At 65.2% G+C, this 26,437-nt stretch carries 32 protein-coding genes; 13 read left to right on the top strand and 19 right to left on the bottom strand.

Features of this window, described 5'->3' with window-relative positions:
• Positions 1–7: 7 nt before the first annotated feature.
• A complete protein-coding gene (locus tag IEW49_RS09580; protein ID WP_188642463.1) occupies positions 8–880 on the bottom strand; it encodes an ABC transporter ATP-binding protein in 873 nt (290 codons plus the stop codon).
• Positions 877–2,001: an MlaE family ABC transporter permease gene (locus IEW49_RS09585; protein WP_188642464.1), complete on the bottom strand. Its 1,125-nt coding sequence runs from the start codon at positions 1,999–2,001 to the stop codon at positions 877–879. The genes IEW49_RS09580 and IEW49_RS09585 overlap by 4 nt, the downstream gene beginning before the upstream one ends.
• A gap of 89 nt (positions 2,002–2,090) precedes the next feature.
• On the opposite strand from IEW49_RS09585, the gene IEW49_RS09590 reads away from it, so the two are divergent.
• Complete coding sequence (locus IEW49_RS09590) at positions 2,091–4,811, top strand: valine--tRNA ligase (RefSeq protein WP_188642465.1); 2,721 nt, start codon at positions 2,091–2,093, stop codon at positions 4,809–4,811.
• Between the two features lie 35 nt (positions 4,812–4,846).
• Here IEW49_RS09590 and IEW49_RS09595 read toward each other — a convergent pair whose 3' ends face one another.
• Positions 4,847–5,422: a hypothetical protein gene (locus tag IEW49_RS09595; RefSeq protein WP_188642466.1), complete on the bottom strand. Its 576-nt coding sequence runs from the start codon at positions 5,420–5,422 to the stop codon at positions 4,847–4,849.
• A 152-nt stretch (positions 5,423–5,574) separates the two neighbouring features.
• Here IEW49_RS09595 and IEW49_RS09600 point away from each other — a divergent pair, with 152 nt between their 5' ends.
• Complete coding sequence (locus IEW49_RS09600) at positions 5,575–6,309, top strand: 7-carboxy-7-deazaguanine synthase QueE (protein ID WP_188642467.1); 735 nt, start codon at positions 5,575–5,577, stop codon at positions 6,307–6,309.
• A 3-nt stretch (positions 6,310–6,312) separates the two neighbouring features.
• Here the strand turns inward: IEW49_RS09600 and IEW49_RS09605 are convergent, their stop codons facing one another.
• Entirely contained in the window at positions 6,313–7,014 is a 702-nt protein-coding gene (locus tag IEW49_RS09605) for an NAD-dependent deacylase (RefSeq protein ID WP_188642468.1), read from the bottom strand.
• Positions 7,015–7,049: 35 nt separating this feature from the next.
• Between IEW49_RS09605 and dapB the strand changes: the two genes are divergently transcribed.
• The gene (gene dapB / locus IEW49_RS09610; protein WP_188642469.1) at positions 7,050–7,778 is read left to right on the top strand and encodes a 4-hydroxy-tetrahydrodipicolinate reductase; all 729 of its coding nucleotides are present in this window, start codon (positions 7,050–7,052) and stop codon (positions 7,776–7,778) included.
• 3 nt (positions 7,779–7,781) lie between these two features.
• Entirely contained in the window at positions 7,782–8,432 is a 651-nt protein-coding gene (nth, locus tag IEW49_RS09615; RefSeq protein WP_188642470.1) for an endonuclease III, read from the top strand.
• Here nth and IEW49_RS09620 read toward each other — a convergent pair whose 3' ends face one another.
• The 3 genes from IEW49_RS09620 to dapE all read right to left on the bottom strand — a co-directional run bounded on the left by IEW49_RS09620 (position 8,433) and on the right by dapE (position 11,256).
• Positions 8,433–8,744 (bottom strand): 1-deoxy-D-xylulose-5-phosphate synthase, encoded by a 312-nt coding sequence (locus IEW49_RS09620; RefSeq protein WP_188642471.1) that lies wholly within the window; start codon positions 8,742–8,744, stop codon positions 8,433–8,435.
• 3 nt (positions 8,745–8,747) lie between these two features.
• Positions 8,748–10,004: a dicarboxylate/amino acid:cation symporter gene (locus IEW49_RS09625; protein WP_188642472.1), complete on the bottom strand. Its 1,257-nt coding sequence runs from the start codon at positions 10,002–10,004 to the stop codon at positions 8,748–8,750.
• 103 nt (positions 10,005–10,107) lie between these two features.
• The gene (dapE, locus tag IEW49_RS09630) at positions 10,108–11,256 is read right to left on the bottom strand and encodes a succinyl-diaminopimelate desuccinylase (protein WP_188642473.1); all 1,149 of its coding nucleotides are present in this window, start codon (positions 11,254–11,256) and stop codon (positions 10,108–10,110) included.
• Positions 11,257–11,284: 28 nt separating this feature from the next.
• Here dapE and IEW49_RS09635 point away from each other — a divergent pair, with 28 nt between their 5' ends.
• Complete coding sequence (locus tag IEW49_RS09635) at positions 11,285–11,731, top strand: cupin domain-containing protein (protein ID WP_188642474.1); 447 nt, start codon at positions 11,285–11,287, stop codon at positions 11,729–11,731.
• 7 nt (positions 11,732–11,738) lie between these two features.
• On the opposite strand, the gene IEW49_RS09640 is transcribed toward IEW49_RS09635, so the two are convergent.
• Positions 11,739–12,587 carry a S1/P1 nuclease gene (locus IEW49_RS09640; protein WP_188642475.1) on the bottom strand — a complete coding sequence of 283 codons (849 nt, stop codon included), beginning with the start codon at positions 12,585–12,587 and terminating at the stop codon, positions 11,739–11,741.
• Entirely contained in the window at positions 12,584–13,246 is a 663-nt protein-coding gene (locus IEW49_RS09645; RefSeq protein ID WP_188642476.1) for a glutathione S-transferase family protein, read from the bottom strand. The genes IEW49_RS09640 and IEW49_RS09645 overlap by 4 nt, the downstream gene beginning before the upstream one ends.
• 85 nt (positions 13,247–13,331) lie before the next feature.
• On the opposite strand from IEW49_RS09645, the gene IEW49_RS09650 reads away from it, so the two are divergent.
• From IEW49_RS09650 to IEW49_RS09660, 3 genes are all read left to right on the top strand, one after another.
• A complete protein-coding gene (locus IEW49_RS09650; protein ID WP_188642477.1) occupies positions 13,332–13,751 on the top strand; it encodes a VOC family protein in 420 nt (139 codons plus the stop codon).
• A gap of 135 nt (positions 13,752–13,886) precedes the next feature.
• The gene (locus tag IEW49_RS09655) at positions 13,887–14,672 is read left to right on the top strand and encodes an alpha/beta fold hydrolase (RefSeq protein WP_229658221.1); all 786 of its coding nucleotides are present in this window, start codon (positions 13,887–13,889) and stop codon (positions 14,670–14,672) included.
• Positions 14,673–14,845: 173 nt separating this feature from the next.
• Positions 14,846–15,313: a hypothetical protein gene (locus IEW49_RS09660; RefSeq protein WP_188642479.1), complete on the top strand. Its 468-nt coding sequence runs from the start codon at positions 14,846–14,848 to the stop codon at positions 15,311–15,313.
• Between the two features lie 66 nt (positions 15,314–15,379).
• Here the strand turns inward: IEW49_RS09660 and yihA are convergent, their stop codons facing one another.
• The 6 genes from yihA to IEW49_RS09690 form a co-directional block, all read right to left on the bottom strand.
• On the bottom strand, positions 15,380–16,018 hold the full coding sequence (gene yihA / locus IEW49_RS09665; RefSeq protein ID WP_188642480.1) for a ribosome biogenesis GTP-binding protein YihA/YsxC: 639 nt from the start codon (positions 16,016–16,018) through the stop codon (positions 15,380–15,382).
• Positions 16,019–17,827 (bottom strand): membrane protein insertase YidC, encoded by a 1,809-nt coding sequence (yidC, locus tag IEW49_RS09670; protein WP_188642481.1) that lies wholly within the window; start codon positions 17,825–17,827, stop codon positions 16,019–16,021. It abuts the gene before it with no gap.
• Between the two features lie 78 nt (positions 17,828–17,905).
• Positions 17,906–18,115 (bottom strand): membrane protein insertion efficiency factor YidD, encoded by a 210-nt coding sequence (yidD, locus tag IEW49_RS09675; RefSeq protein WP_188642482.1) that lies wholly within the window; start codon positions 18,113–18,115, stop codon positions 17,906–17,908.
• Complete coding sequence (rnpA, locus tag IEW49_RS09680) at positions 18,112–18,498, bottom strand: ribonuclease P protein component (protein ID WP_188642483.1); 387 nt, start codon at positions 18,496–18,498, stop codon at positions 18,112–18,114. The genes yidD and rnpA overlap by 4 nt, the downstream gene beginning before the upstream one ends.
• Positions 18,499–18,515: 17 nt before the next feature.
• Positions 18,516–18,650 carry a 50S ribosomal protein L34 gene (gene rpmH / locus IEW49_RS09685; RefSeq protein ID WP_160616868.1) on the bottom strand — a complete coding sequence of 45 codons (135 nt, stop codon included), beginning with the start codon at positions 18,648–18,650 and terminating at the stop codon, positions 18,516–18,518.
• 133 nt (positions 18,651–18,783) lie between these two features.
• A complete protein-coding gene (locus IEW49_RS09690; protein ID WP_188642484.1) occupies positions 18,784–19,560 on the bottom strand; it encodes an alpha/beta hydrolase in 777 nt (258 codons plus the stop codon).
• Between the two features lie 200 nt (positions 19,561–19,760).
• Between IEW49_RS09690 and IEW49_RS09695 the strand changes: the two genes are divergently transcribed.
• The 4 genes from IEW49_RS09695 to IEW49_RS09710 all read left to right on the top strand — a co-directional run bounded on the left by IEW49_RS09695 (position 19,761) and on the right by IEW49_RS09710 (position 23,339).
• The gene (locus tag IEW49_RS09695; RefSeq protein WP_188642485.1) at positions 19,761–21,263 is read left to right on the top strand and encodes a YifB family Mg chelatase-like AAA ATPase; all 1,503 of its coding nucleotides are present in this window, start codon (positions 19,761–19,763) and stop codon (positions 21,261–21,263) included.
• A 28-nt stretch (positions 21,264–21,291) separates the two neighbouring features.
• A complete protein-coding gene (locus IEW49_RS09700) occupies positions 21,292–21,981 on the top strand; it encodes a ferritin-like domain-containing protein (protein ID WP_188642486.1) in 690 nt (229 codons plus the stop codon).
• 11 nt (positions 21,982–21,992) lie between these two features.
• Complete coding sequence (locus IEW49_RS09705) at positions 21,993–22,427, top strand: GtrA family protein (RefSeq protein WP_188642487.1); 435 nt, start codon at positions 21,993–21,995, stop codon at positions 22,425–22,427.
• A gap of 72 nt (positions 22,428–22,499) precedes the next feature.
• The gene (locus IEW49_RS09710; RefSeq protein WP_188642488.1) at positions 22,500–23,339 is read left to right on the top strand and encodes an MFS transporter; all 840 of its coding nucleotides are present in this window, start codon (positions 22,500–22,502) and stop codon (positions 23,337–23,339) included.
• A gap of 12 nt (positions 23,340–23,351) precedes the next feature.
• Here the strand turns inward: IEW49_RS09710 and IEW49_RS09715 are convergent, their stop codons facing one another.
• The gene (locus IEW49_RS09715) at positions 23,352–23,921 is read right to left on the bottom strand and encodes a winged helix-turn-helix transcriptional regulator (protein ID WP_188642489.1); all 570 of its coding nucleotides are present in this window, start codon (positions 23,919–23,921) and stop codon (positions 23,352–23,354) included.
• Positions 23,922–24,083: 162 nt separating this feature from the next.
• Between IEW49_RS09715 and IEW49_RS09720 the strand changes: the two genes are divergently transcribed.
• The gene (locus tag IEW49_RS09720; RefSeq protein WP_188642490.1) at positions 24,084–24,410 is read left to right on the top strand and encodes a CC_3452 family protein; all 327 of its coding nucleotides are present in this window, start codon (positions 24,084–24,086) and stop codon (positions 24,408–24,410) included.
• A 77-nt stretch (positions 24,411–24,487) separates the two neighbouring features.
• Here IEW49_RS09720 and IEW49_RS09725 read toward each other — a convergent pair whose 3' ends face one another.
• From IEW49_RS09725 to galE, 3 genes are all read right to left on the bottom strand, one after another.
• Positions 24,488–25,096: an HAD family hydrolase gene (locus IEW49_RS09725; protein WP_229658149.1), complete on the bottom strand. Its 609-nt coding sequence runs from the start codon at positions 25,094–25,096 to the stop codon at positions 24,488–24,490.
• 53 nt (positions 25,097–25,149) lie between these two features.
• On the bottom strand, positions 25,150–25,275 hold the full coding sequence (ykgO, locus tag IEW49_RS09730; RefSeq protein ID WP_007165381.1) for a type B 50S ribosomal protein L36: 126 nt from the start codon (positions 25,273–25,275) through the stop codon (positions 25,150–25,152).
• Positions 25,276–25,371: 96 nt separating this feature from the next.
• Positions 25,372–26,394, bottom strand: coding sequence for a UDP-glucose 4-epimerase GalE (gene galE, locus IEW49_RS09735; RefSeq protein ID WP_229658150.1), 1,023 nt, complete (start codon positions 26,392–26,394; stop codon positions 25,372–25,374).
• Between the last annotated feature and the right edge of the window lie 43 nt (positions 26,395–26,437).

Raw genomic sequence — 26,437 nt, forward strand, 5'->3', positions numbered from 1 at the left:
CCCTGCCCTATGCCTCGCCCGCCACGGGCTTGTCCATTGCCCGGCGCAATTCGTCGAGCGCTTGCGCGGTGAGCGCCGCCCGGCCGCGCGGGCCCTTGAAATATTCCTGGATCCACGGGTGATCGAGATCCATCAGGTTGGTGACCGTGTCGACCGCGATCACCTGGTTGTCCGCCAGCACCGCCACCCGGTCACAGATCTCGTGCAGCGTATCGAGGTCGTGCGTGATCAGGAACACGGTGAGACCAAGCGTTTCGGACAATTCCTCGGTCTGCTTGTCGAAGGCCGCCGCACCGATCGGGTCGAGCCCCGCGGTCGGCTCGTCGAGGAACAGCAATTCGGGATCGAGCGCAAGCGCCCGGGCGAGCCCGGCGCGCTTCTTCATCCCGCCCGACAGTTCCGACGGATACTTGCCGAGCGCCTCTTCGGGCAGCCCGGCGAGCTTGACCTTGTAGTGGGCGATCTCGTCGAGCAGCTCGGGGGAGAGTTCGGGATAATACTGCTTGAGCGGGACCTGGATGTTCTCGCCCACCGTCAGCGTGGAGAACAGCGCCCCGCCCTGGAACAGCACGCCCCAGCGATCGCGGATCCCGATGATCTCGTCTGGATCGGCCTCGAGGATGTTGCGGCCGAACACCTCGATCTCGCCCTCCTGCGGGGTCTGCAGCCCGATGATCGAGCGCATCAGCACCGACTTGCCGGTGCCCGAACCGCCGACCACGCCGAGGATTTCGCCCTTCCTGACGTCAAGCGACAAATTGTCGTGCACCACCTGCTCGCCGAAGGCGTTGCGCAGGCCACGCACGCGAATGGGGTATTCGCCGTAATCGTCCTGCCGCGCGACCGCGCGCTCGTCGATCCTGTCGAGCGGGTCGCTCATTTCCACCCCACGCTGGTGAAAAACACCGCAAAGATCGCGTCGACCACGATCACGAAGAAAATGCCGAACACCACCGCCTGGGTGGTCCGCTTGCCCACTTCCTCGGCGTTGTTCTCGACCTGCATCCCCTGGTAGCAGCCGAGCAACGCGACGATCAGGCCGAAGACCGGCGCCTTGATCAGCAGGACCCACAGATCGTAGGTCGGCACCACATCGCGCACACGTGCAAGGAAGCTGGTGAAGTTGAGGTCGAGCATCAGGTCCGAGATCGCCGCCCCGCCGATGATCGACATCACCGCGGCATAGAAGCCGACGAACACCATCATCACCGTGCACGCGATCAACCGCGGGATGATCAGCTTTTCGGTCGGCGAGATACCGATCGTGCGCATCGCGTCGATTTCCTCGGTCAGCTTCATCGTCCCGATCTGCGCGGCGAAGGCAGAGCCGGAACGGCCCGCGACCATGATCGCCGCCATCAGCACGCCGAGTTCGCGCAAGGATATGCGCCCGACGAGGTTCACCGTCAGCGATTCGGCGCCGAATTGCGACAATTGCGCCGCGCCCTGCTGCGCGATCACTACGCCGATCAGGAAGCTCATCAACCCGATGATGCCGAGCGAGTTGACGCCGACCAGTTCCATCTGCCGCACGATCGCGCGCATCGGGAAGCGCCGCGGATGGCGGATGATCGATCCGAAGGCGAGCACGATCCGGCCGAGGAAGGACAGCAGCCCGATCGTGCCCTTGCCCCAGTCCTGCACGTATTCACCCGCGCCGTAGAGCACGCGTTCGACCAGCGGCGCACGATCGGGGTGCACCTTGGCGTCGCCCTCGGCAACCTCGACGGCTTTCAAGAGACGTTGGGCGGTGTCGTTGGCGCCCTCGATCTCGGCATCGTGTTCGTCGGCCAGCCGCGAGACGATCCACGCGCCGACCGTGTCGATGTCGTCGACCGCCGAGATATCGATCGTCGCGAGATGGCCGTCGTAATTGCGCAGATCGCGCTCGATCAGGCCGATCGAATCGACACGCATCGGTCCGCTGAGCACGATGCGACTGCCCGCGCCGCTCTCGCCCCCGTCCCCTTCATGGATATCGTATTCCGCCCACTCGCGCATTGCACCCTCTCGTGTGGGCGAAAAGCCGCCCCGTCACAAGTGCGAACGCCGCTATTGCGCCCGATTGCACCCTTTGCCATTGCCCCCGCATGTCGAGCGAGCACAACAACGAAACGATTGACCGCACTTTCGATCCCGCAGCGATCGAGGCGAAGTGGTATGCCCAATGGGAAGAGCACGGGTTGTTCCGGCCCGAGCGCGGTGAGGCCGAAGCCTTCACCATCGTCAACCCGCCGCCCAATGTCACGGGCAGCCTTCATATCGGCCATGCGCTCGACAACACGCTGCAGGACATCGTGGTGCGCTACGAAAGGCTGCGCGGCAAGGATGCGCTGTGGGTAGTCGGGGTCGACCATGCCGGGATCGCGACGCAAATGGTGGTCGAGCGCCAACTCGAGGCGAAGCAGGACAAGCGCACCAATTATTCGCGCGAGGAGTTCGTCGACAAGGTTTGGGAATGGAAGGACGAAAGCGGCGGCCAGATCACCGGCCAGCTGCGCCGCCTCGGCTGCTCGATGGACTGGTCGCGAGAGCAGTTCACGATGGACGATCACTTTTCCAAGGCGGTGCTGACGACCTTCGTCAGGCTGCACGAGGACGGGCTGATCTACCGCGACAAGCGGCTGGTCAACTGGGACCCGAAGCTCAAGACCGCGATCAGCGACCTCGAGGTCGAACAGCAGACCATTCCCGGCAGCTTCTGGCACATCCGCTATCCGCTCGAGGACGGCGTCACGCTCGATAGCGGGGCGGACTTCATCCAAGTCGCGACCACGCGCCCGGAAACCATGCTCGCCGATATGGCGGTCGCGGTGCATCCCACCGACGAGCGTTACAAGAGCGTGGTCGGCAAGCATGTGATCCTGCCGATCACCGGGCGCAAGGTGCCGATCGTCGCCGACGAACACGCCGATCCCGAACTCGGTTCGGGTTGCGTCAAGATCACCCCGGGCCACGATTTCAACGATTTCGAGGTCGGCAAGCGCGCGGGCATCGCGCCCGCCGACATGCTCAACATGCTCGATGCCGATGCCAATGTCTGCCAGACCGCCGACGGCATGGTGCCCGAGGAATATCTCGGCCTCCACCGCTTCAAGCGCGACGGAACCGACGGCGCGCGCGAACTTGTCGTCCAGCGCCTCAAGGACAGCGGCCATCTGATCCCGCACGTGGTCGAGAAGGATGGCGAGCGGATCGAGCACGACGCCGAACCGCGCCAGATCGCGACCCCCTTCGGCGATCGCGGCGGCGTGGTGATCGAGCCGTGGCTGACCGACCAGTGGTATGTCGACGCCGAACAGCTCGCCGCCGCACCGATCGCGGCGGTGAAGTCCGGCGAGGTCGAGATCGTCCCGAAGAGCTGGGAAAAGACATTCTTCAACTGGATGGAGAACATCCAGCCGTGGTGTGTCAGCCGCCAGCTCTGGTGGGGCCACCGGATCCCGGCGTGGTACGATGCCGAGGGCAATGCCTATGTAGCGATGACCGAGGAAGAGGCGCAGGCCAAGGCCGGCGAAGGTGTCGAGCTTACCCGCGACGACGACGTGCTCGACACCTGGTTTTCCAGCGCGCTGTGGCCGTTCGCCACGCTCGGCTGGCCCGACGAGACCGCGCTCGTCGACAAGCACTATCCCAACGACCTGCTGATTTCCGGCTTCGACATCCTGTTCTTCTGGGATGCTCGGATGATGATGATGGGCCGCCACTTGACCGGCCAGAACCCGTGGCCGCGGCTTTATCTCCACGGCCTCGTGCGCGCGCCCGACGGGCAGAAGATGTCCAAGTCGAAGGGCAATGTCGTCGATCCGCTCGGCCTGATCGACCAGTACGGTGCCGATGCGCTGCGCTTCTTCATGGCCGCGATGGAAAGCCAGGGCCGCGACATCAAGATGGATAACAGCCGGGTCGAGGGCTATCGCAATTTCGCGACCAAGCTGTGGAACGCGGCGCGTTTCTGCCAGTCCAACGGGATCACCGCGAGCAAGACCATCGCCGCGCCCGAGGCCAACCACGCGGTCAATCGCTGGATCGTGGGCGAGGTGATCGAGACGCAGGCTACGCTCGACAAGGCGCTGGCCGATTTGCGCTTCGATGCCGCCGCAAACACGCTCTACCACTTCGTGTGGGACCGGTTCTGCGACTGGTACCTCGAGCTGATCAAGGGCAATATCGACGACGAGACCAGGGCCGTCGCTGGCTGGGCGCTCGACCAGATTCTCGTCATGCTCCATCCTTTCATGCCCTTCGTCACCGAAGAGCTGTGGAGCCTGCTCGGCGACCGCGCGGACTACCCGCTGATCACCGCCAAATGGCCCGATCCGCAGGCTGAAGTGGATGCGCAGGCGAAGGCCGAGATCGACTACGTGATTGCGCTCACCACCGCGCTGCGATCGGCCAAGAACGAGCTCGGCCTGCCGCCGGGCGCGAAGCTCGAAGCGTGGATCGAAAGCCCTTCGGACACCGGCGCGAGCGTGCTCGACAACCAGGCCGCGGCGCTCGAACGCGTGGCGCGCCTCTCCGCCGTGCATCGCACCGCCGCGCCCGCCGGCGCGTCGATGCAGGTCGCGGCCGGGAGCGACGCCTATATCGTCCCGCTCGAAGGGCTGATCGACATCGATGCCGAGAAGGCCCGTCTCACCAAGGCGTTGGCGGCGAGCGAGAAGGAAGCCAAGGCACTCGAGGGGCGGCTCGGCAACGCCAAATTCGTCGAAAAGGCCAAGCCCGAAGCGGTCGAGAAGGCGCGCGCCGACCACGCGCACCACACGGCGGAGATCGAACGTCTCCGAGCCGCGCTCGGGCGGCTCGGATAGGGTTCATCGGCGTCGGTGGGGGGGGGGGGTGAGCCCTAGCCGTCGGTAGCGCGGCGCGCCATGCGGTCGGCACCCTTGCGCATGTTCCCGGCCCCGGCGCGCATCTTCTGGGCGCCCTGTTCGAGCTTGGGGATCGAATCGATCAGGTCCTGCTCGGTGATCGGCTTCTTTTCGCCGTAACCGCGATTCTCCTGCGCGTTGATGCGCTCGACCTCGGAGAGGCGGAAATCGCGATTGCGCAGCTTGCGGGCATATTCGGCCATTTCGTCGGCCCCGCGTTCCATCTCGTCGGCACCCTCGCGCATGGCTTCGGCACCGCTGCGCATACCCTCGGCGATTTCGAGATCGACTTCGCGCAGTTCCACGGCCGCCTCGCGCGCTTCCTCGGCCGCTTCCCGCGCCGCCTCGCGTGCATCTTCGGCGGCTTCGCGTGCAGCCTCGCGCGCCTCTTCGGCCGCTTCGCGCGCCGCTTCGCGGGCCTCGCGGGCTGCTTCCTTCGCTTCGCGCTCCGCTTCGTCGGTCTCGCGGTCAGCCTGCTCCATCGCGATCACGGTGGGTCCTGCGACCAGCGCGCACGCGCCGAGCAGTATCGCCAACATCTTGCGTGTCATCCTCTCACTCCTTGCTTGATTGCAGCCTGACCTAGGACCGTGCGCCGCGCGATCTCCAGCCGGACTCGATCAACTACACTTGTAATCGGACGAACGGGCAATCGATGGCATTTCGGCTCGTTCTCGGCAGGGGAACACGATATGGGGGCGCCATGTCGCTGGTTCTCGCCACCCAGGCTCTCCATGAGCCCGAAATTTTCGCCTCGGTCCAAGGCGAGGGTCCGAGCATGGGCGTGCCCTGCACCTTTGTGCGGCTGTCGCGCTGCAACCTCGCCTGCGTTTGGTGCGACACCGCCTATACCTGGCATTTCACCGGAGACGAGCGCCCCCACCGCTCGGGCGAGACTTACGAACGCAAGTCAAACCAGCTGACGCTGTCGGAGACCGAGGTGGCCGAGCGCGTGTCCGCCCTCGCCCCGCGCCGCCTGGTCCTCACCGGCGGCGAACCGACGCTGCAGGCCCCGGCACTGGCGAAGATGCTGCAGCAACTCGATGGCTTCACGGTCGAGATCGAGACCAACGGCACCTCGCCGCCGCATCCTGCACTCGACCCGCTGATCGACCAATACAATGTCAGTCCCAAGCTCGCGCATAGCGGCAATCCGGCCGAACTGGCGCTGGTGCCCGAGCGCCTCTCGCACTGGGCGCAGGAGCCGCGCGCTTTCTTCAAGTTCGTGATCGCCACGCCCGAGGACGTTGCCGAGGTCGATGCGCTGGTGGCGCATTACGCGATCGATCCCGCACGGGTCTTCCTGATGGCCGAGGGAACGGACAGCGAGACGCTGCGTGCCCGCGAAAAATGGCTCACCTCGCTCTGCATCGAGCGCGGGTATCGCCTGAGCGACCGTCTCCATATCCACCTGTTCGGCGATACGCGCGGGACCTGACGATCACGACGAGAGAACCTCGTCCACCCACTGCGGGACGAGCTTGCTGGCCTGCCCGTGCCGCGCATCGTCGAACCATGCGGTCCCCTGGCTCGGTTCGAGATTGAGCTCGAGCGTGCGCACACCCATCGCCCTCGCCTCGCGTACGAAGCCGGCGGCGGGATAGACCGCGCCCGACGTGCCGATCGAGACGAACAGGTCCGCCTCTCGCAACGCGCCGTAAATCCGCTCCATTTCGTAGGGCATCTCGCCGAACCAGACGACGTCGGGCCGAAGCGCACGCTCTCCGCATTCGGGGCATGGCGGTCGTTCGACCAGCGTGTCGCGCCACGGCGTGCGTACGTCGCAGGCGGTGCACCAGGCGTTCAGGTGGGTGCCGTGCATGTGGAGCACGCGCTTGGCGCCGGCGCGCTCGTGCAGGTCGTCGACGTTCTGTGTGACGATCAGCAGCTCGCCTTTCCACCCGGAATCCAGCTGCGCCAGCGCCTCGTGCGCCGGGTTGGGTTCCTTGGTCTGGATCGCCTCGCGCCGCATGTCGTAGAAGCGCAGCACGAGGTCGGGATCGCGCGCGAAGGCCTCGGGCGTGGCGACGTCCTCGACCTTGTGCTGTTCCCACAGCCCGCCGCCCCCGCGAAAGGTATCGATGCCGCTTTCGGCGGATATCCCCGCGCCGGTCAGGATCACGATGTTGCGGATATTTCCCATGTCCCCCATGAACCACGCCGCGAGGGAGAATGGCAATGGTACGGATAGGCATTATCGGCAGTGAGGGCCGGATGGGGCAGGCGCTGATGCGCGCGGTCGAGGAGCAAGGGCATGAATGCGCGGGCGGCGTGGATCGCGGCGACAACCTCGAAAACCTGTCGAACAAGTGCGACGTGCTGGTCGATTTCTCCGCCCCCGGCGCGCTCAAGAGCAATCTCCAGGCTGCGATCGGCGCAGGGATCCCGATCCTGATCGGCACCACCGGGCTCGAGAGCTGCCATCACGATGCAATCGACAACGCGGCGCGCGCGATCCCGGTGCTGCAGACGGGCAATACCTCGCTCGGCGTCAACATGCTCGCAGCCCTCGTCAAACAGGCGGCGGCAAAGCTCGGGCCCGACTGGGACATCGAGATCGTCGAGATGCACCACCGGCACAAGGTCGATGCGCCCTCTGGCACCGCGCTGTTGCTAGGCGAGGCCGCCGCCGAGGGGCGCGGGATCGACCTCGATACCAATTCCGAACGCTGCCGCGACGGCCATACCGGCGAACGCGGCGAAGGCGCGATCGGTTTCGCCGCGCTGCGCGGCGGCACGGTGGCGGGTGACCACAGCGTGATCCTCGCCGGCGAGCAGGAAAGCATCACCCTTTCCCACCGCGCCGAGGACCGCGCGATCTTCGCCCGCGGCGCGGTCAAGGGCGCGGCGTGGCTGACAGAGCGCGAGGCCGGGCGCTACAGTATGGACGATATGCTCGGCCTGTAGACGATGACCAAGGACCAGATCTTCGAGTTCTTCCGGCGGCTGGCGGAGGACGACCCCGCGCCCGAGACCGAACTCGAATACGGCAATGCCTACCAGCTCGTCGTCGCGGTGGCGCTCTCGGCGCAGGCGACCGACGTGGGGGTCAACAAGGCGACGCGGGCGCTGTTTGCTGCGGTCGAAACGCCGCAACAGATGCTCGAACTGGGCGAGGACGGGCTCAAGGAGCATATCAAGACAATCGGCCTGTTCAATTCCAAGGCCAGGAACGTGATCGCGCTCTCGCAGCTGCTGGTCGACGAATATGGTGGCGAGGTACCCGATACGCGCGAGGATCTCGTCCGTCTGCCCGGCGTGGGGCGCAAGACCGCCAATGTCGTGCTCAATTGCTGGTTCGGGCAGGAGACCTTCGCGGTCGACACGCATATCTTCCGCGTCGGCAACCGCACCGGGCTCGCCAAGGGCAAGACGCCCGAGCAGGTCGAGGCCAAGCTCGAAAAGCGCGTTCCCCAGCCTTTTCGACTCCACGCGCATCACTGGTTGATCCTGCACGGTCGCTATGTCTGCAAGGCGAGGACGCCCGAGTGCTGGCGCTGTAAGCTCGTGGACCTGTGCAGCTACCGGAAGAAGGTGCTGGAGAAGCCAAAGGGGCGGTAGTTAGTCCTTCCTGCCCCTGATTTCTCGCCAGTATTCTTCCGCGACGTCAGCATCGATTTCGATCGGCATCGAACTTTGCGGATAGAGGCGATCCTGACCGTCCTTGCGTGGACCTGAGATCCAAAAATGGTCCCCGTTGTCGTCCGCGACATGGTTAAACTTGTAGCCATTACCAACCTTCGAAAAGGTCCTGCCGCCGTAATGCACGGAGCGGCCGGACTTCGAAAAAGTGACGCGCCCGATCCTCGCCGGTCCATTCAAGCCTTCGGACTTGTCCTCGATATACATGATCCGAGTCTTGGGTTTGGACATGCCCTAGACATCGTCGGCGGAGATCATTTCCTCGCGGTCCAGCTCGCCGGTCATGGCGGCCACCGTGGTCGCCACGGCGGCGTCGCCGGAGACGTTGGTGGTGGTGCGCATCATGTCCATGATACGATCGATCCCCGCGACCAGCGCGATGGTTTCGAGCGGGACGCCGACCGCGCCGAACACCAGCACCATCATGATCAGGCCCGCGCCCGGGATGCCCGCCGCGCCGATCGCGCCGAGCGTGCCGAGGATCGAGATCATGAAATAGTCGCTCCACGACAGGTCGACCCCGAAGGCCTGCGCGCCGAAGATCGTGGCGAGGCCGAGATACATCGCGGTGCCGTTCATGTTGATCGTCGCACCGAGCGAGATCACGAAGGCCGCGACCGAGTTCGACACGCCGAGGTTCCGCTCGGCGCAGCGCAGCGTGACCGGCAGCGTCGCGTTCGAACTGGCGGTCGAGTAGCTGACCGCGATCGCGTCGACGATTCCGCGGAAGAAGTCGATCACCGGCAGCCTGGCGAGGAACTTGATCATCGCCGAATACATCACCCCGATGATCAGGAGGCAGCCGAGATAGTTCAGCGCCACGAGCAGGCCGAGCGCCTGCAGCGCATCGACGCCGAGCGTACCCGCAACCCACGCCATCAGCGCGAATACGCCGAACGGGGTCAGTTCCATCACCACCATGGTGACCTTCTGCATGACGACCGAGCCGCTTTCGAAGATCGCGAGGACGGGCTTGCCCTCCTCCTTCGCCATCAGGATGCCGACGCCGATCAGCAGCGAGAACACGATCAGCGGGAGGACGTTGACGTCCGCCATCACCTGTACGGGGCTGTCGGGCACGACTTCGAGGATCATGTCGCGGAATGTGACCGCCTGTTCCTGCCGCGCCTGCGCGTTTTCGAGCGCGCCCTGGTCGAGTTCCATCGAGGTTCCGTCGATGCTCGAACCGGGGGTGAAGAAGCTGCCGATCGCTAGGCCCAGCCACACCGCGATCTGGCCGGTGACGACGAACAGCAGCAGCGCGCGCCAGCCGACATTGCCGAGCTTGCGCAAGTCGCCGATGCTCGCGACGCCCGCGACCAGGCTGAAGAAGATCAGCGGGACGACCAGCATTTTGATGAAGGCGATGAAGATATCGCCGATGATCTTGATGCTTTCCGCGCCCGGTCCCCAGACGAAGCCGACGATCACGCCGAGGATCAGTGCGGCGATCACACGCTGCCACAGCGGAATGGCGAACCAGGTTTTCATGCAGTCTTCCCCTACCTCTTTGGTGCGGGATGCTAGGCGGGGTTGAGCCGCATTGGAAGCGCCGAGCGCATCCTATCCAAATTCGTCATCCCGGCGACGGAATTCATTGCGCGAGAGCCGCGACGGCGATCCGCCGATAGATGTTCGACAGCAGGCGTAGGTCCGCCACCGCGACCGCCTCGTCGACCTTGTGCATGGTCGCGTTGACGAGACCGAATTCGATCACCGGGCATAGATCCTTGAGGAAGCGCGCATCCGAGGTACCGCCGCTGGTCGAAAGCTCGGGCAGCAGCCCGGTCTCGGCCTTCACCGCCTGGATGACGAGGTCGGAAAATTCGCCCGGCGGGGTGAGGAAGCTCTCGCCCGAGATCATCGGTCGCGCACTGCCGCCGTGCTTTTCGGCGATCGCCGTCACGCGCTCGGCCAGTTCGGCGCCGGTGTGGAGGTCGTTGAATCGGATCGAGATTCGAGCCTTTGCCTTGCCGGGGATGACGTTGTGCGCGCGGTTCGCCACGTCGAATTCGGTGATCTCGAGATTGCTCGCCTGGAACCATTCCGTCCCCTCGTCGAGCGCGAGTTCGTCGAGCTCGGACAGCATGCCGATCATGCGCGGGAGCGGATTGTCGGCGAGGTGCGGATAGGCGACGTGGCCCTGGCGTCCCTCGACCTCGAGCCAGATATTGACCGAGCCGCGCCGCCCGATCTTCACCATATCACCCAGCCGGTTCACGCTGGTCGGCTCGCCGACGAGGCACAAATCGGGCCGCTCGCCCGCCTCGTTCATCCAGTCGATCAGCGCGCGGGTGCCATGGAGCGCAGGGCCTTCCTCGTCGCCGGTGATCACGAAGCTGATCGTGCCCGCCTCCGCGGGGATCGCAGCCACCGCATCGACCATGCAGGCGATCGAGCCCTTCATGTCGACTGCGCCGCGACCATAGAGCAAGTCGCCGCCCGGTTCGGATTTCACTTGCGGTTCGAACGCATCAACCGACCAGCCGTCGCCCGGAGGCACCACGTCGAGATGGCCGGCGAAGGCGAAATGCTTCGATCCTCCGGGACCGCGGCGGATCGCGAAACAGTTCTCGACCGGCTCCTCGTCGCTGCCCTCGGGCCCGTCGCCGCGGGTGAAACGGTGGACCTCGAACCCCAGCGGGGCGAGCATCGCCTCGAATGCATCGAACACGCACCCGCGCGCGGGGGTGACGCTTTCGGCTTCGATCAGCCGCTTGGCGAGGGTGACGACATCGGTCATGACGCTTGCGCTAACAGGAGCCGCGCCCATGCCCAAGCTCGATCTCGAGACCATTCCCCAGACCAATGCGACCGGATACCCGCCCGAATTCGCCGACAAGGTTCAGGCGCGCAATTACCGCCGCCTCGCCCCCGCCGCGGGACTGGAGGATTTCGGCGCGAGCCACGTGGTGCTCGAACCCGGCGCGTGGTCGTCGCAGCGTCACTGGCACGAGGGCGAGGACGAGCTGCTGGTGATGGTCGAAGGCGAAGGCGTGCTGGTCGACGATGCGGGCGAACATGCGCTCCGCCCCGGCGATATCGCGGCCTTCCCCAAGAACGACGGCAACGGACATGTCATCCAGAACCGCAGCGATGCGCCGTGCAGCTTCGTCGTGGTCGGCAAGCCCTCGACCACCGCCTGCCACTATCCCGATATCGACATGCACCTGCCCGCGGGCGGTCCCTTCACCCGCAAGGACGGCAGCGCGTTCTAGGCGTGCCCTAGTCCAACGCCTCGTCGAGCAGGTTCGCCATCCGCAGCCCCGCCTGCTGCACGCGGCGGCGCAGCGCGGGAAGCTGCGCGACGATATCTTCCTGCGTCAGCGCGGTCTTTTCGGGGAGGTCTTCCTCGGCGGGATTCTCGGTGTCGAAGGCTATCGGATAGACCAGCGTGCGCGACAATTCCCAGCTCTCGCGGCCCCAGTCGGCCGGCGTCCCGCCCGACAGCGCCGCGCGTTCCTCGGCGGTGTAGTGGCGCACGAGCGCGGGCCGCGCCGAGCTGATCGCGCGTTCGGCCATCGGGCCGTCCCAGATCCAATGGAGGTTCAACGACGGCACGATGCCGTAATCGGTCTCGCGGTCGTTACCGCCGCGATCGTCCTTGTCGCCCGAATGCAAGGGCATGTGGATGTCGCCGGTGAAGTGGACGAGGAAGGCCAGAGCTTCGAGCCGGACGTTGTCGGGCAATTCACGGCGCGAGAGCACGTTCATCGCGCGCTCAATCTGGCCGTTGACGCAGGCGCCGCCGGAGCAGTTCTGGCGGGCATTGTATTCCCCGTCGATCGGCGCGGTCTTATAGTGCCAGGCGGCGGTATAGCCCCAGCGATCGAAATCGCGGCGCACGCAATCGGCCCAGACCGACGCATCCTCGAGCGTTTCGAGCGCACATTCGGGCGTGCCCAGCAGCGGCGCGGCCTTCAGCAGCCGGTCGATCTCGGCGCGGGTTTCGGGCGTGACGTTCTCGAGCGCGATGCTGGCGGTGATGCGGTGGGCGTAGAACCCCCAGGCCTTCACCGGACTCGCCACGGCGAGCGCCAGAAAGACGGCGAAAACGGTAAGAAATCGAATCATGCCTGCGCCCTGTCATATTGCTGGATCGTCCAATCCTCGTCCTCGGCCGCGGCGATCCATTCCTGCATCCAGTCGTGCTCCCACACCGCCTGCATGTAGCCTTCGGCGAACCCCGGCACGGCGACGCCATAGGTCAGCAGCCGGCTGACCACGGGCGCGTAGAAAATGTCCGCCGCGCCGAACGCGCCGAACAGGAAGGGGCCGCCGCTGCCATAGCGCGAGCGCGCCTCCGCCCACAGGCCGAGGATGCGGATGATGTCCTGCCTGCAATCCTCGCTGAACGACCCGCCGGTGATCCGCTTGCGGATGTTCATCGGGCATTCGCTGCGCAGCGCGTGATAGGAAGAATGCATCTCCGCCACCATCGCCCGCGCGGTGCCGCGCGCGACCTCGTCCTTGGGCCAGAAACGCTCGCGGCCGACCTTGTCGGCGAGGTATTCCATGATCGCGATCGAATCCCACACCACCGCCTCGCCGTCCCACAGCACCGGCACCTTGCCGTGGCTGGGCTGGAGGTTGTCCTGCCGCTGGTGTTCTTCCCAGTCACTTCCGAACAGCGGCACCACGATCTCGTCGAAGGACAGGCCCGATTGCTTGCATGCCAGCCAGGCGCGCAGCGACCAGCTCGAATAGTTCTTGTTGCCGATGACGAGTTTCATGCGCGGGTCCCTGTTGCTCGGCCCCGCCCTATGCATTCACGCAAAGCCTGTCGACAATGAACCGATGAACGCGCAAGAGCGATCCATGACCATGCCGCCCTTCCACCTCGCCTTCCCCGTCGACGATATTCCCGCCGCGCGCCGCTTCTACGGCGAGGTGATGGGCTGCCGCGAGGGCCGCAGCGCCGAAGACTGGGTCGATTTCGATTTCTACGGCCACCAGATCGTCGCGCATAAGGTGAAGCGCGCCGGCGATGCAGATGCCGGGGCAAACCCGGTCGACGGGCACGACGTGCCGGTGCCGCATTTCGGCGTGGTGCTGTCGATGACCGAGTGGCAATCGCTGGCAGACCGGCTCGCGGGCAAGGTCGATTTCGTGATCGAGCCGACGATCCGTTTCAGGGGCGAGCCGGGCGAACAGGCGACGATGTTCTTCCGCGACCCCAGCGGCAACGCGCTCGAGATCAAGGCATTTGCCGACCCCGCGCGGATTTTCGCGACCTGAAAAAGGCGAGGCGGGCCAATTCCTGCCTTTCCGCTAACGACCCGATTGCGGACCGTCCGCTCTTGGCCTCACCTTCGGCAATATAGGCATCCACGGGGCCCATAAGTCGGTGTGAGGCGTTACCGTTCCATGACCATGCACTACACGCGCACGGGGCGCGGAAAACCCCTTCTCCTTGTCCACGGACTGGGGGCTACTTGCCGCTCGTGGGACACGATCTCGCCTGCGCTTTCTCAGGCCAGGGAGGTAATCGCCGTGGACCTGCCCGGCCACGGGCAGACGCCCGAAGAGGCCGACAGCGGCACGTTTGACGGGCTAGCGCGCAGTCTGAACGACTGGCTCGGCGCGGAGAATCTCACAGGTATTGATATGGTTGGCAGCTCGCTGGGTGCTCGTCTGGTGCTCGAGATGTCGCGGCGCGGCCAAGCCGGCGCGGTTGTCGCACTGGATCCGGGCGGCTTCTGGCAGGGGTGGGAGCGCACCTTCTTCAAAGCCACCATAACGCCATCGATTGCTCTGGTTCGCGCGCTGCGACCGGCGCTTTCTGCCATCACCGGGAATGTCGCGGGCCGGACCGCGCTCATGGCCCAGCTCTCCGCAAGGCCGTGGGCGCTCGATCCGGCATTCGTCGCGCGTGAACTGAAGTCATTGGCTAATACGCGCACCGTCAATTCGCTTGTGAAGGATCTCGCCAACGGCGCAATGCAGGAGGGCCCTGCGAATACGGCTGCGCCCGTTGTCATCGGCTGGGGACGCAAGGATCGGTTGTGTCTACCGCAGCAGGCGGATCGCGCGATCAAAGCCTTTCCTGAATCGGCGATGCACTGGTTCGAGCGTAGCGGACACTTTCCGATGTGGGATCAGCCAGAGGAGACCGTCCGCGTGATTCTGGACGCTACGAGTATCTCGGTATCGAAATGATACTGCAACTTGGCGGTTAGCAAATCGAGGGCCTATGCAGGGGCTAGTCCCATCGTAATGTCCTTGTGTTAGGCCGTTCGCGGACCGTCAACTATCGGCTAGATTTAACGAAAAGCGGTCTGTCGGCTAACGACCCGGTTGCTGCCATCGGCTGCTTGCGCGATGGTGCCCCGATGAAAGCAGTTTTCTACGCTATTGCGCTGGTCACGGGCGCAGCATGTTCGCAGGAGCAAGCCTCTGAACAAGAGCTAATCATGCGCGCAATCGAGTCGGCGGTGCAACTTCCCGCCGCTGCCGAGCCACTAGAAGAATACTCCCGCAACTATGCCTTGCGACCCGACGGCAAGGTGATTGGCGTTTATGTCCTTCCAAGTCCGGCAGAGGCGCGAGTGGGCGACGTTGGCTGCGAAGTCATGCTCGAAAACTTCGAGTCGCGGCCATGCACGGACGCCGAAGAGGAAGAAATCGCTGGCCGAGAAAAAGCTACTGCGGACCTGTTTGGTCAGGCTAATCAGTCGCGCTGGTTTGACAATCACCGCGACTTGCCAATGATGGACGACGGCGGGTGCAATCTGATTGTGATTATCTTCGATCCGCAGTCGCAGCTTATTCAAAGCACAAAGTGCAACGGTGAAGCCTGACGGCAGCTAACCACCCAAACCCGGTCATTTCGAGTCTCCCGCGGGAGGCTGAAAAGCAGTCGTTCGTCAGAGCTCGCTATCCGACAGCACCGCAGCGCGCAGCTCGGCGATGCCCATGCCCTTCTCGCTCGAGGTGACATGCAGAACCGGGAAGGCGGCGGGACGCTTCGCCAGCGCCTGCGCGGTCGCTTCCGCGACCTTGTCGAGCTCGCTCGCCTTCAGCTTGTCGGCCTTGGTCAGCACCACGCGGTAGCCGACCGCGGCCTCGTCGAGCATGTCCATCATCTCGGCGTCGTGCTTGGTGATCCCGCGGCGGGCATCGACCAGCACCAGCGCGCGATTGAGCACCGGCCGCCCGCGCAGGTAGGAGCGGACCAGCTTCTTCCATTTCTCGACCACCTTGGGCGGGGCCTTGGCGAAACCGTAGCCGGGCATGTCGACCAGCCGCAGCTGGGTCGGGTTGCCGATCTCGAACAGGTTCAGTTCCTGCGTGCGTCCCGGCGTGACCGAGGTGCGCGCGATCGCCTTCCTGCCCGTGAGCGCGTTGATCAGCGAGCTCTTGCCCACGTTCGATCGGCCCGCGAAGGCGATCTCCGGGAAGTCCGGTTCGGGCAGGAACTTGAGCTGCGGGGCTGAGAGCAGGAAATCGACACGACCGGAAAACAGTTTCCGCGCGCGTTCGATGAGCTCGGGATCGGGCTCCACCTACTGACCCTTCGCCTCGGCCAGCTTGCGCCGCTTCTCTTCCTTCTCCTTCAGCGCCTGTTCGCGCAGCTGCGGGTTCTTGGAATAGAGATATTTCTGCTGCGCCAGCGTCAGGATGTTGTTGGTCACCCAGTAGAGCAGCAGGCCCGCGGCGAACGGTGCCATCACGAACATCAGCACCCACGGCATGATCTTGAAGATCTGTTCCTGCACCGGATCGGCGATCGGATTCATGCGGAACTGCAGGAACATCGTCAGGCCGAGCAGGATCGCGAGCGGGCCGATCGCCAGCAGCGCCGGCGGCGTGAACGGCAGCAGGCCGAACAGGTTGAGGACATGCGCCGGATCGGGCGCCGAGAGATCCTCGATCCACAGCACGAACGGCTTGTGACGCATTTCGACCGACAGCATCAGCACCTTGTAGAGCGCGAAGAAGATCGGGATCTGGATGAAGATCGGCAGGCAGCCGGAGAGCGGGTTGACCTTCTCCTTCTTGTAGAGGGCCATGACCTCCTGCTGCATCTTCTGCTTGTCGTCCTTGTAGCGCTCCTGGATCGCCTTCATCTTCGGCTGGATCGCGCGCATCGCCGCCATGCTGGCGAACTGCTTCTGCGCGATCGGGAACAGGAAGAAGCGGATGATGACGGTCAGCAGGATGATCGCCACGCCGAAATTGCCCGACAGCGATTCGAGCTGCTTGAGCAGCCACAGGAACGGGCGTTCGAACCATTCGAACCAGCCCCAGTCGATCGCATGGCCGAAATTGACGATGCCGCCGTCTTCATAGGCGTCGAGAACGTCGTTTTCCTTGGCCCCGGCAAACAGCTGGGTGCTGCGGGTCAGGGTCTCGCCTGCGGCGACCGCGGTCGGCTGGTAGACGAGATCGGCGCGGAAGATCGAATTGCCGAGCGAACGGAAATCGGCCTCGGCCTCGGCCCCGGATTGCGGGACGAGCGAGGAGAGCCAGTAATGGTCGGTGAAGCCGATCCAGTCGACATCGCCATTGCCGCTGCTCCGGCCTTCCTCGACGAGATCGTCATAGCCGATATCGAAATTCACCGCGTCGTCGAACGCGCCGATCGGCCCCGAATGGATGATCCATGTGCCTTCGTCGGCAAAGCGATCGGTGCGGTTCACGACCCCGAACGGCTGCGCGACGATCCGTTCGCCGCCGCGATTGGCGACCGACTGGGTCGCGGTGATCATGTAGTCGTCGTCGATCGCGAAGCGGATCGCGTAACCGGTGCCGTCGGGCGCCGTCCATTGCAGCGTGACCGGCGTGTCGGGGGTGAGCGTCGCATCGTCGGCGACCTTCCACACGGTGTCGCGATCGGGGAACTGCGCGCCCGAACCGACCCAGCCGAACTGCGCGAAATACTGGGCTTCGGTGCCGGCCGGCGCAAACAGGCGTACCGGCTCTTCGGCGCCGTCTTCGAGCGTTGCGAGATGGCGCGTGAGCACGAGATCGTCGACCAGCGCACCGCGCAGGTTGATCGACCCTGCAAGGCCCGGCGCATCGATCGGCACGCGACCGGCGCTGGCGAGCTCGCTGTCGAGATCGCGGACCGGCTGCGTCGCTTCGATCGGCGCGCCCTGTCCGCTGGCGGCGGGGGCCTGGGCCGAGGTGTCGCTGCCCGGCGCCGGGCCGGCACCGGTCGGCGCGGCGGCCGCCTGCGGACCGTCCACGGCCTCGACCACTTCGGCCGACTTCTCGGGCTGCGGGTAGAAGGTGTTCATCGCCGTGTCCCAGCCGATCAGCACCAGCGCCGACAGGATGATCGCGATGATCAGATTGCGGTTGTCGTTCACGAGAGGTCCCGTCTCAATTCTTCAAATCGTGCATGATATGGGAAGGCGCAAGGTGTTTTAAACCTGTGACACACCGGATCAGGGAACCGGATCGTGTCCATGCCCGCCCCATGGATGGCAGCGGCATATCCGCTTTGTCGCAAGCCAGCCACCCCTAATCGCCCCGTGCCGCTCGAGCGCCTCGATCGCATAGGCCGAGCAGGACGGGGTGTAGCGGCAGGTCGGAGGCAGAATTCGCGAGGGGCCGAGTTGCCACCCGCGCGCGAGGAGGATCAGCAGGCGTTTCACTTGCTGCCCTTGCGATCGGGCTTGCGGGGTCCGCGCCGGCTCGCCCGCCCCGCGCGCGCCTGCGCCAGCGCCGTGGCAAGTTCTTCGCGCATCTCGGCGAAGTCCCGCTCGATCCCGCCGTCGCGCCCGATCAGCACGTGATCATGGCCGTCGAGCCCGTGTTCGGGGATCAGTTCGTGCGCCAGCGCACGCAACCGCCGCTTCATCCGGTTGCGGACCACGGCGTTGCCGACCTTCTTGGTCACGGTCACGCCGAATCGCTTCGATTCGAGGTCGTTCCTCTGCGTCAGCAACACGAAACCGGGCCGCGCAACGCGCAGCCCCCGGTTGGCCCGGAGAAAGTCCGGGCGGTTCCTGATAGTGGAGAGTGGAGCGCGCGCCATCGGCGCCCCGTAACAGCTTACGCGCTCAGCTTCTTGCGACCGCGACGACGGCGGTTGGCGAGGACCTTGCGGCCACCCGGGGTCGCCTTGCGGGCGAAGAAACCGTGGCGGCGGGCGCGCACGAGATTGCTGGGCTGGAAAGTGCGTTTCATCGTATCGAACCTAGGTTTGTGCCGGACCCTGTCGGGTGGCCGGAAATTGAAAGGGCCGCCTCACGGGCGACCCGATATCGAGCGCGCGCCTAGAAAAAACCCGCGCTCAAGTCAAGCCAAAGCGACCGTGACCTCAGCCGGTCTGCTCGATCGGCACATAGCGCGCCAGCTCTCGGGTATCCAGCCACAGCGCGTCGTAATGCGGGACCGAATTGGTCATCGCGTAAAACCGCTCCGCCTCGCCCTCGCCGAGCCCCATTTCGACGTAGAAGTCGATATAGGCGCGGTTGACCGGGTCGTTGGCGGCGAAATCGCTCGCCTCGCGGCCATAGATGTCCATCCAGCTGTGCACGGCGAATTCGGCGTCGCGATGCGCGATCCGGCGCGCGCCCGCAAGGAACAGTTCGACCGCGCCCGAACGGACCGAACCGTGCGCGGGCACGTAGGTCACGATGGCGTGATCGCGCAGCATCCGCGCGAGGCGGAAGTTCGCATTGTCGTCGACCGTGCCCGGGGCCTCGACCATTTCGAGCATGCCGATACCGGGGTGGTCGCGCAGCAGCTGGGCGAACTGTGCGGGGCTGCGGCCGTCGATCAGGCCGAGCAATGCGACCTTGCCCTCGCCGAGCACGCGGAACGGGCCGTAATCGAGGGTCGCTACCTTCTGCGTGGCACGCGGGACCATCGGCACGCGGTTCCAGATCGTCACCGCACGCTGGGCGGTTTCGTATTCGACCGGGGTTTCGTAGGCGATCGTTGGCGCGGCGGCGACGGCCTGCGACGGCGGCTGTTCGAGCAGCGCGACCGAGCTGTCGGCGAACAGCACGTCTTCGTAGGCGATCGTCTGCGCGGCGGCGGGGCTTGCGACCAGGGCCAGCGCGGCGAGGAAAAGTTTTGCGACCTTTTGCATGTTGATCTCATGCAGGGGCGCGACTTGCCAGCACGCTTAGGCACAGAGTCACCTAGGCTGGTTAATCGAATCTTGCAGACACGGCGGCTGCGGCGGCGCGAGAACCGGATCATGCGCGAATTCTGAAGTTTTTCAGTCCTCGACAGATGCGGCTCGCTCCGCCAGACCTGTCGCGGCAGGGTTAACAGGGGACGGATGGCATGGTCGCACTGGTATCGACCGTCGCATTTCTCGGGCTCGAAGCGCGCGCGGTCGAGGTGCAGTGCCAGATCGCGCCCGGCATGCCGCGATTCGGCGTGGTCGGCCTGCCCGACAAGGCGGTGGGAGAATCGCGCGACCGGGTACAGGCGGCGCTTTCCGCGCTGGGCCTCGCGCTCCCACCCAAGCGGATCACGATCAACCTCTCGCCGGCCGACCTGCCCAAGGAAGGATCGCATTACGACCTCCCGATCGCGCTCGCGCTGCTCGCCGCGATGGGCGTCACCGATGCCGAGCAGCTGGCCGATTACGTCGCGGTGGGAGAGCTTTCGCTCGACGGACGCATCGCGCCCTCGCCCGGCGTGCTGCTCGCGGCGATGCATGCCGCGGGCGCGGAAAAGGGATTGATCTGCCCGGCCGCCCAAGGTCCGGAAGCGCGCTGGGCGAGCGGAGTGGCGGTGCTCGCCGCGCCCGATCTCACCGCATTGCTCAACCATTTGAAGGGCACGCAGGTACTCTCCCCGCCCGAACCGGGCGAGGCGGCCGAGCCCAGGAACGGCCCCGACCTGAAGCAGGTCAAGGGCCAGGAAACCGCCAAGCGCGCGCTCGAGATCGCCGCGGCAGGCGGACACAATCTGCTGATGAACGGGCCACCGGGCGCTGGCAAATCGCTGCTCGCATCGTGCCTGCCGGGCATCCTTCCTCCGCTGACGCCCGAGGAAGCGCTCGAGACCTCGATGATCGCCTCGGTCGCGGGCACGCTGGAGGGTGGCGCGATCAACCGCACCCGGCCGTTTCGCGCGCCGCACCATTCGGCTAGCATGGCGGCGCTCACCGGCGGCGGATTAAGGGTGAAGCCGGGCGACGTCAGCCTCGCGCACCTCGGCGTACTGTTCCTCGACGAACTGCCCGAATTCCAGCGCGCCGTGCTCGATTCGCTGCGCCAGCCGCTGGAAGCGGGCAAGGTCGACGTCGCGCGCGCCAATGCCCACGTCACCTATCCCGCGCGCGTGCAACTGGTGGCGGCGATGAACCCGTGCCGCTGCGGCCATCTCGGCGACCCCGCCCTCGCCTGCAGCCGCGCCCCGCGCTGCGCCGCCGACTACCAGGCCAAGATCTCCGGCCCGCTGCTCGACCGGATCGACATGCATGTCGAGGTCGACCCGGTCAGCGCCAGCGATCTTGCTCTACCCCCGGCCGCCGAAGGCAGCGCCGAAGTCGCGTCGCGCGTCGCCCAGGCCCGCGCCCGCCAGTCGAGCCGCGACACCGAGGCGCGCACCAACGCCGAACTCGAAGGCGACGACCTCGACCGCTACGCCACGCCCGACGAACCGGGCCGCAAGCTGCTAATGCAAGCTGCCGAGGCGATGCGCCTCACCGCGCGCGGCTACACCCGCATCCTGCGCGTGTCGCGGACGGTCGCGGACCTCGCGGGGGCGGAACAGGTGGGGCGAATCCACGTTGCAGAGGCATTGAGTTACAGGCGGCAACCGCCGCGTGCATAGACACGGCTCAGGCCGAGGAGGCCGTACGATGCTCACCTGGTTTCGCGATCGCTATCTCGACCTGCTCGGGTCGATCTACATCTACAACGAGCATCGCGGGTATACGGCGATCGACCGGGTGCTCGAGGCGGTGCGCGCGCGCTATCCGGAAGATGCCGAATTCATCGCAAAGGTCGAGCGGCACCGTGCGGACGAGCGCAAGCATTACGTGATGTTCAAGCGCTGGTTCGAGTTGCGCGGCACCCGACCGCTCGCGGTCGACCGGATGTTCGGCCATATCGACCGCTTCGTCGAGATCATGTTCGGACGCACGATCGACGGGCTCGACACCAAGGAAGTGATCGCGCGCGACGAATTGTTCGAGCGGCTGTGTCGCGTGATCTCGCTGACCGAACAGCGCGGCTACAAGCAGGTCGAAATCCTGCTCGCCAACCGCTTCGTGAAGAGCGACCCACAGCTGGTGAGGATCTTCGAAATCATCAAGCAGGACGAACCAAGCCATTGGGCGCCCTATGACGGCTGGCTCAAGCAGCACGCGAGGCGCGAACCGAGATGGTGGGAGCGCGCATTGGACGGTTTCATCCATTCCGAACTGCTGTTCCTCAAGCTGCCGCTGCTGTTTCTCAATCCCTTCATGAAGCGTCGCACGAGCTGGCGCGACGAGGGCGAGGTCGATCCCGACCGCTATTCGCGCAAGCTGGGGGCGCATCCCGCCTGACCCGCACCACCGTGCCATCGCCGCCGCCCGCCGACGCGCCGCTCCATCGCCGGCTGTTCACCCGCCGCGTGGGCGGCATGCTGGTGCGCAACACCGTGGTCAGCACCGGGGTGTTCCTTATCGGGCTCGGGGTCCTGTTCGTGCTGGTCGAATATTACGGGGTCGACGAGGTGATCGCCTCGGGCATAGGTTTCGTGATCTCCAATTCGATCCATTACCTGTTCGGTCGCTGGTGGGTTTTCGCCGGAACCGAGCGCGAGCTGGGCAAGGGCTATGCGCTGTTCCTGCTGAACAGCGGCGTCGGGTTGGCGCTCACCATGGGGCTGATGTGGGTTTTCCTGCAGTTCACCCCGATCAACTACCTGATCGCGCGGGTGCTGGTCTCGGTGGTGGCGGGGCTGGCAATGTTCGTGCTGAACGCGGTGTGGAACTTCCGCCGGGTCTAGGGCGTCGGCGGGTCGCTTGACCGCTCGCCGGATTCAAGATTAGCTCCCCCGACAACGCGCAAGGGGGGAGCCATGCCGTACAAGAAAGCCTATCTGTGGGTCACGCTGGTAGTCCTGCTGACTATTCCGGCATTCTGGCGCGGATATTTCGGGCAATTCACCGATGCGCCGTGGGAGATGCATTTCCACGCTGCGACTGCGACCGGATGGATGATCCTGCTCGCCACCCAGGCCTGGGCCGCACACCGCAAGGACCGGTTGGCGCTGCACCGCGCGCTGGGCCGCGCGAGCCTGTTTTATTTCCCGCTTTTCATGGCCAGCGCTATGGTGATCGTGTGGTCGATGGCCAAGGCGACCGCGTTCGGCGACAGCATCATCTACGAGGCGCATGGCGAAGGCCTCGGCGCCTACGACCTGCTGAGCGTGCTCGCGGTCGCGTGGTTCTTCCACGAGGCGCTGAAGGAGCGGCACGACGTCCACGTCCATGCGCGTTTCATGATCGGGACGCTGTTCATGCTGCTCGGGCCGGTCCTCGCGCGGCTATTCGCCATCCCGCTCTTCATCACCCTGGGTGGGAGCTACGAGCCGCCCGTTGTTTTCTACGCCGCACTGGTCGTTGCGCAGTTCGTCATCGCCGGCATTGCCGTGTGGCTCTGGCGCGCCGCGCCGGTGAAAGGCCGTCGCCCGATGGCGATTGTCGCGCTGCTCGTGGCCGCGCAACTGGTGCTGTTCTCGGTGGCGCGCCTTTCGGATGCATGGCGCGAGCTGTTCATGGCGATCGGGGCGACGAGCCCGGCGATCTGGATGGCGCTCGGATGCGCCATCGGTGCGCTGGTCGCATGGCGCGGATGGCAGGCAGGCAAACGCCGACCGCACAAGGATACCGCCCCCGGAGCCGTCCCCGCGGAATGAGCGAATGACAGCCTATTCGGCTGCGACCGCATCCTCGCTCGACTGACGCCAGTCCTTGACCGGTTCGTCGCGTGCGCCGGGATTGCAGCACTTGCCGACCTTGGCGCGGCTGCCGTCCTCGCGCTGGCCGAGCTTGTCGCGCGGAACCAGCCAGAGATCCTCGTGCGTCAGCGTGCGCCCGTCATGCGCGAGGATCGAGACCGGGCCCAGCGGCAGCCGGTCGCGCTCGTCGACCAGCACCGGATCCTCGGTGAATTCGGCACCGTATTTCTGGCCCCATTGACGCAGCGCGATCATCGCCGGCAGCAGGTCGAAGCCCTTCTGGGTCAGCCGGTATTCGATCTTGCGGCGATCCTCCGGACACGGTTCACGGCGGAGGATTTCGTGCTCGACCAGCTTGGCCAGACGGTTGGAAAGGATGTTCCGCGCGATGCCGAGCTCGCTCAGGAATTCCTCGAAATGGTGGAGCCCGTTGAAGCTGGCGCGCAGGATCATGAAGCTCCAGCGTTCGCCCATTACTTCCAGCGCTTGCGGCAGCCCGCATTCGGTCAGCTCGCGCAGCGGTTCGCGTAAATCGCCCATATCGTCCTTTCCCGGTGCGCTCATAGCGCAAAGGCGCAGTGCCACAAAATCGAAACAAAGTTTTTAGTTGCAACTTAAAACTTAAGGCAGTAGGTATCGATTCGCAACTGAAAAACGGTTGCCCGCAATAACGATACGAAACCAGCCCGAAGGACCCCTCCGATGAAACTCACCAGCACTCTCTCGCTCGCTGCGCTCGCGATCGCCGGCACGTTGTCCAGCTTCGCCGCGACCACCGCCCCGGCCAATGCCGTCAACAACCACTATTACCGTGCCCAGCTCGCCAGCCCGGTCGAAACCGCCCGTTCCGACATCCAGAAGGGCGTGCTGTGGGATTGCGAAGGCGACACCTGCGTCGCACCGAACAAGGGCCGCAGCCGCGACGTGATCGTGTGTCAGCGCCTGGCGAGCGAATTCGGCGAAGTCACCGCCTTCCGTGCCGCCAACAACGTGTTCGACGCCGACGAACTGGCGAAGTGCAACGACTGAGCAACCGGCTCTCCCCCGGGGAGCCTCCTCCCGGCTCCTCTCCCCGTGCCCCCGCGCTCCCCCGCGCGGGGGCTTTTTCATGCGGCGAGGAAACCGCGCGCGACCAGCTGGCCGCGGAAGGTCTCTGCGTCGGAGAAGACTTCCGCATCCCAGCCGGCGGTGCGTGCCGCTTCGACATTGCGGACCGTGTCGTCGACAAAGAACAGCTCGCCCGCCGCGCGCCCGTAGCGCTTTTGCGCGAGCGCGTAGATCGCCGGGTCGGGCTTGGCGAGCCTGACCTTGCCCGAAACGACCACCTCGCGGAAATGGCGGGTCCAGCGATATTCGGCGGCGAAATCGTCCCAGAAGCTGTCGGCGAAATTGGTCAGCGCGAAGATGGGTACATCCGCCGCCACCAGTTCCTCGAGCAAGGCGACCATCCCCTCGACCTCGCCCGGGATCGAGTCGAGGAAGCGCGTCGCATAGGCATCGATCAGCGGACCGAATTCGGGATACTGCGCCTTGCGCTCGGCCACCATCAGCTCGAGCGGTCGGCCCGCGTCATGCTGGAAATGCCATTCGGGCGAGACGACGTTCTCGACGAACCAGGCGCGCTGACCGTCATCCGCGATCAGCTCGCGGTAGAGATGCGCGAGGTCCCAATGAACCATGACGCGCCCGATATCGAAGACGACTGCCTCAACCAAAACAAAAAACCCCCGCCTGGGCGGGGGTTTCCGTAATCCAAATCAACCCGGGCTCAGCCCTGGCGCGCCTTGAAGCGACGGTTGGTCTTGTTGATCACGTAGGTGCGACCACGGCGACGGATGACGCGGCAATCGCGGTGACGGTTCTTCAGCGACTTGAGGCTGTTGCGAATCTTCATGGTGCGTATCCCGGAAATGAAACAGGCACCGGAGATGGTCTCCGATGCCGGAAAATCAAGGCGCGGTTAGTGCGCGCGGACGAGCTTGTCAACGATTCAGTCTGTCCGCATTCTCTCCCATTCGAGGGCATGGCGCACGATCGTATCGAGATCGTCATTCCGCGGCTCCCACGGCAGGGTCGAACGAATCCGCGAAGGATCCGAGACCAGTTCGCCCGGATCGCCCGCGCGACGGGCTTCGGTCCGCCGCGCGATCTCGGTACCCGCCACGCGCTCGACCGCGTCGAGCACCTCGCTGACCGAGAACCCGCGCCCATAGCCGCAATTCATCGTCAGCGAGGCTTCCGGTTCGGCGATCAGCCGTTCGAGCAGCAGCACATGCGCCGCCACGAGATCGGACACGTGGATATAGTCGCGCACGCCGGTGCCGTCGGGCGTTTCGTAATCGGTCCCGAAGATCGCGACGCCGTCGCGCCGCCCGGTCGCCGCTTCGCAGGCGACCTTGATCAAATGCGTCGCCCCGGCGGTCGACTGGCCTGCCCGTCCCTGCGGATCAGCCCCGGCAACATTGAAATAGCGCAACACACCGTAGTTGATTTCATGCGCCGCCGCGGTGTCAGCCAGCATCTGCTCGGTCATCAGCTTCGACCGGCCGTAGGGATTGATCGGCGCAGCCGGGGTCTCCTCGTCCACGGGTGAATGGTCGGGCGCGCCATAGACCGCCGCAGTCGAGCTGAAGATGAAATGCCCGATGCCATGCGCCACGGCGGCGGCGATCAGCGCGCGGCTCTTGGCGGTGTTGTTGCCGTAATATCTGAGCGGATCGGCAACCGATTCGGGGACCACGATCGAGCCGGCGAAATGCATGATCGCGCCGATTTCCTGCTCGACGAAGATCCGCGCAAGCAGTTCGCCATCGGCGATATCGCCCTCGTAGAACGGGACGTCCTTGGCCACGGCGGCGCGGAACCCGGTCGAAAGGTCGTCCACTACCGCGACCGGCCAGCCGGCATCGCGCAACGCCAGCACGGCATGGCTTCCGATGTAGCCGGCCCCGCCCGTCACCAGCACCGGCGTGCGGAGGAGCCCGGGGCCATCGGGAAACTTTCTGTCCATCATTCGCTTCTAACAGGCCGTCGCGCCTTCGGGGAGCCACCCGCGC

It is taken from the genome of Pseudoblastomonas marina (genome assembly GCF_014641655.1).
GTDB lineage: Bacteria > Pseudomonadota > Alphaproteobacteria > Sphingomonadales > Sphingomonadaceae > Alteriqipengyuania_A > Alteriqipengyuania_A marina.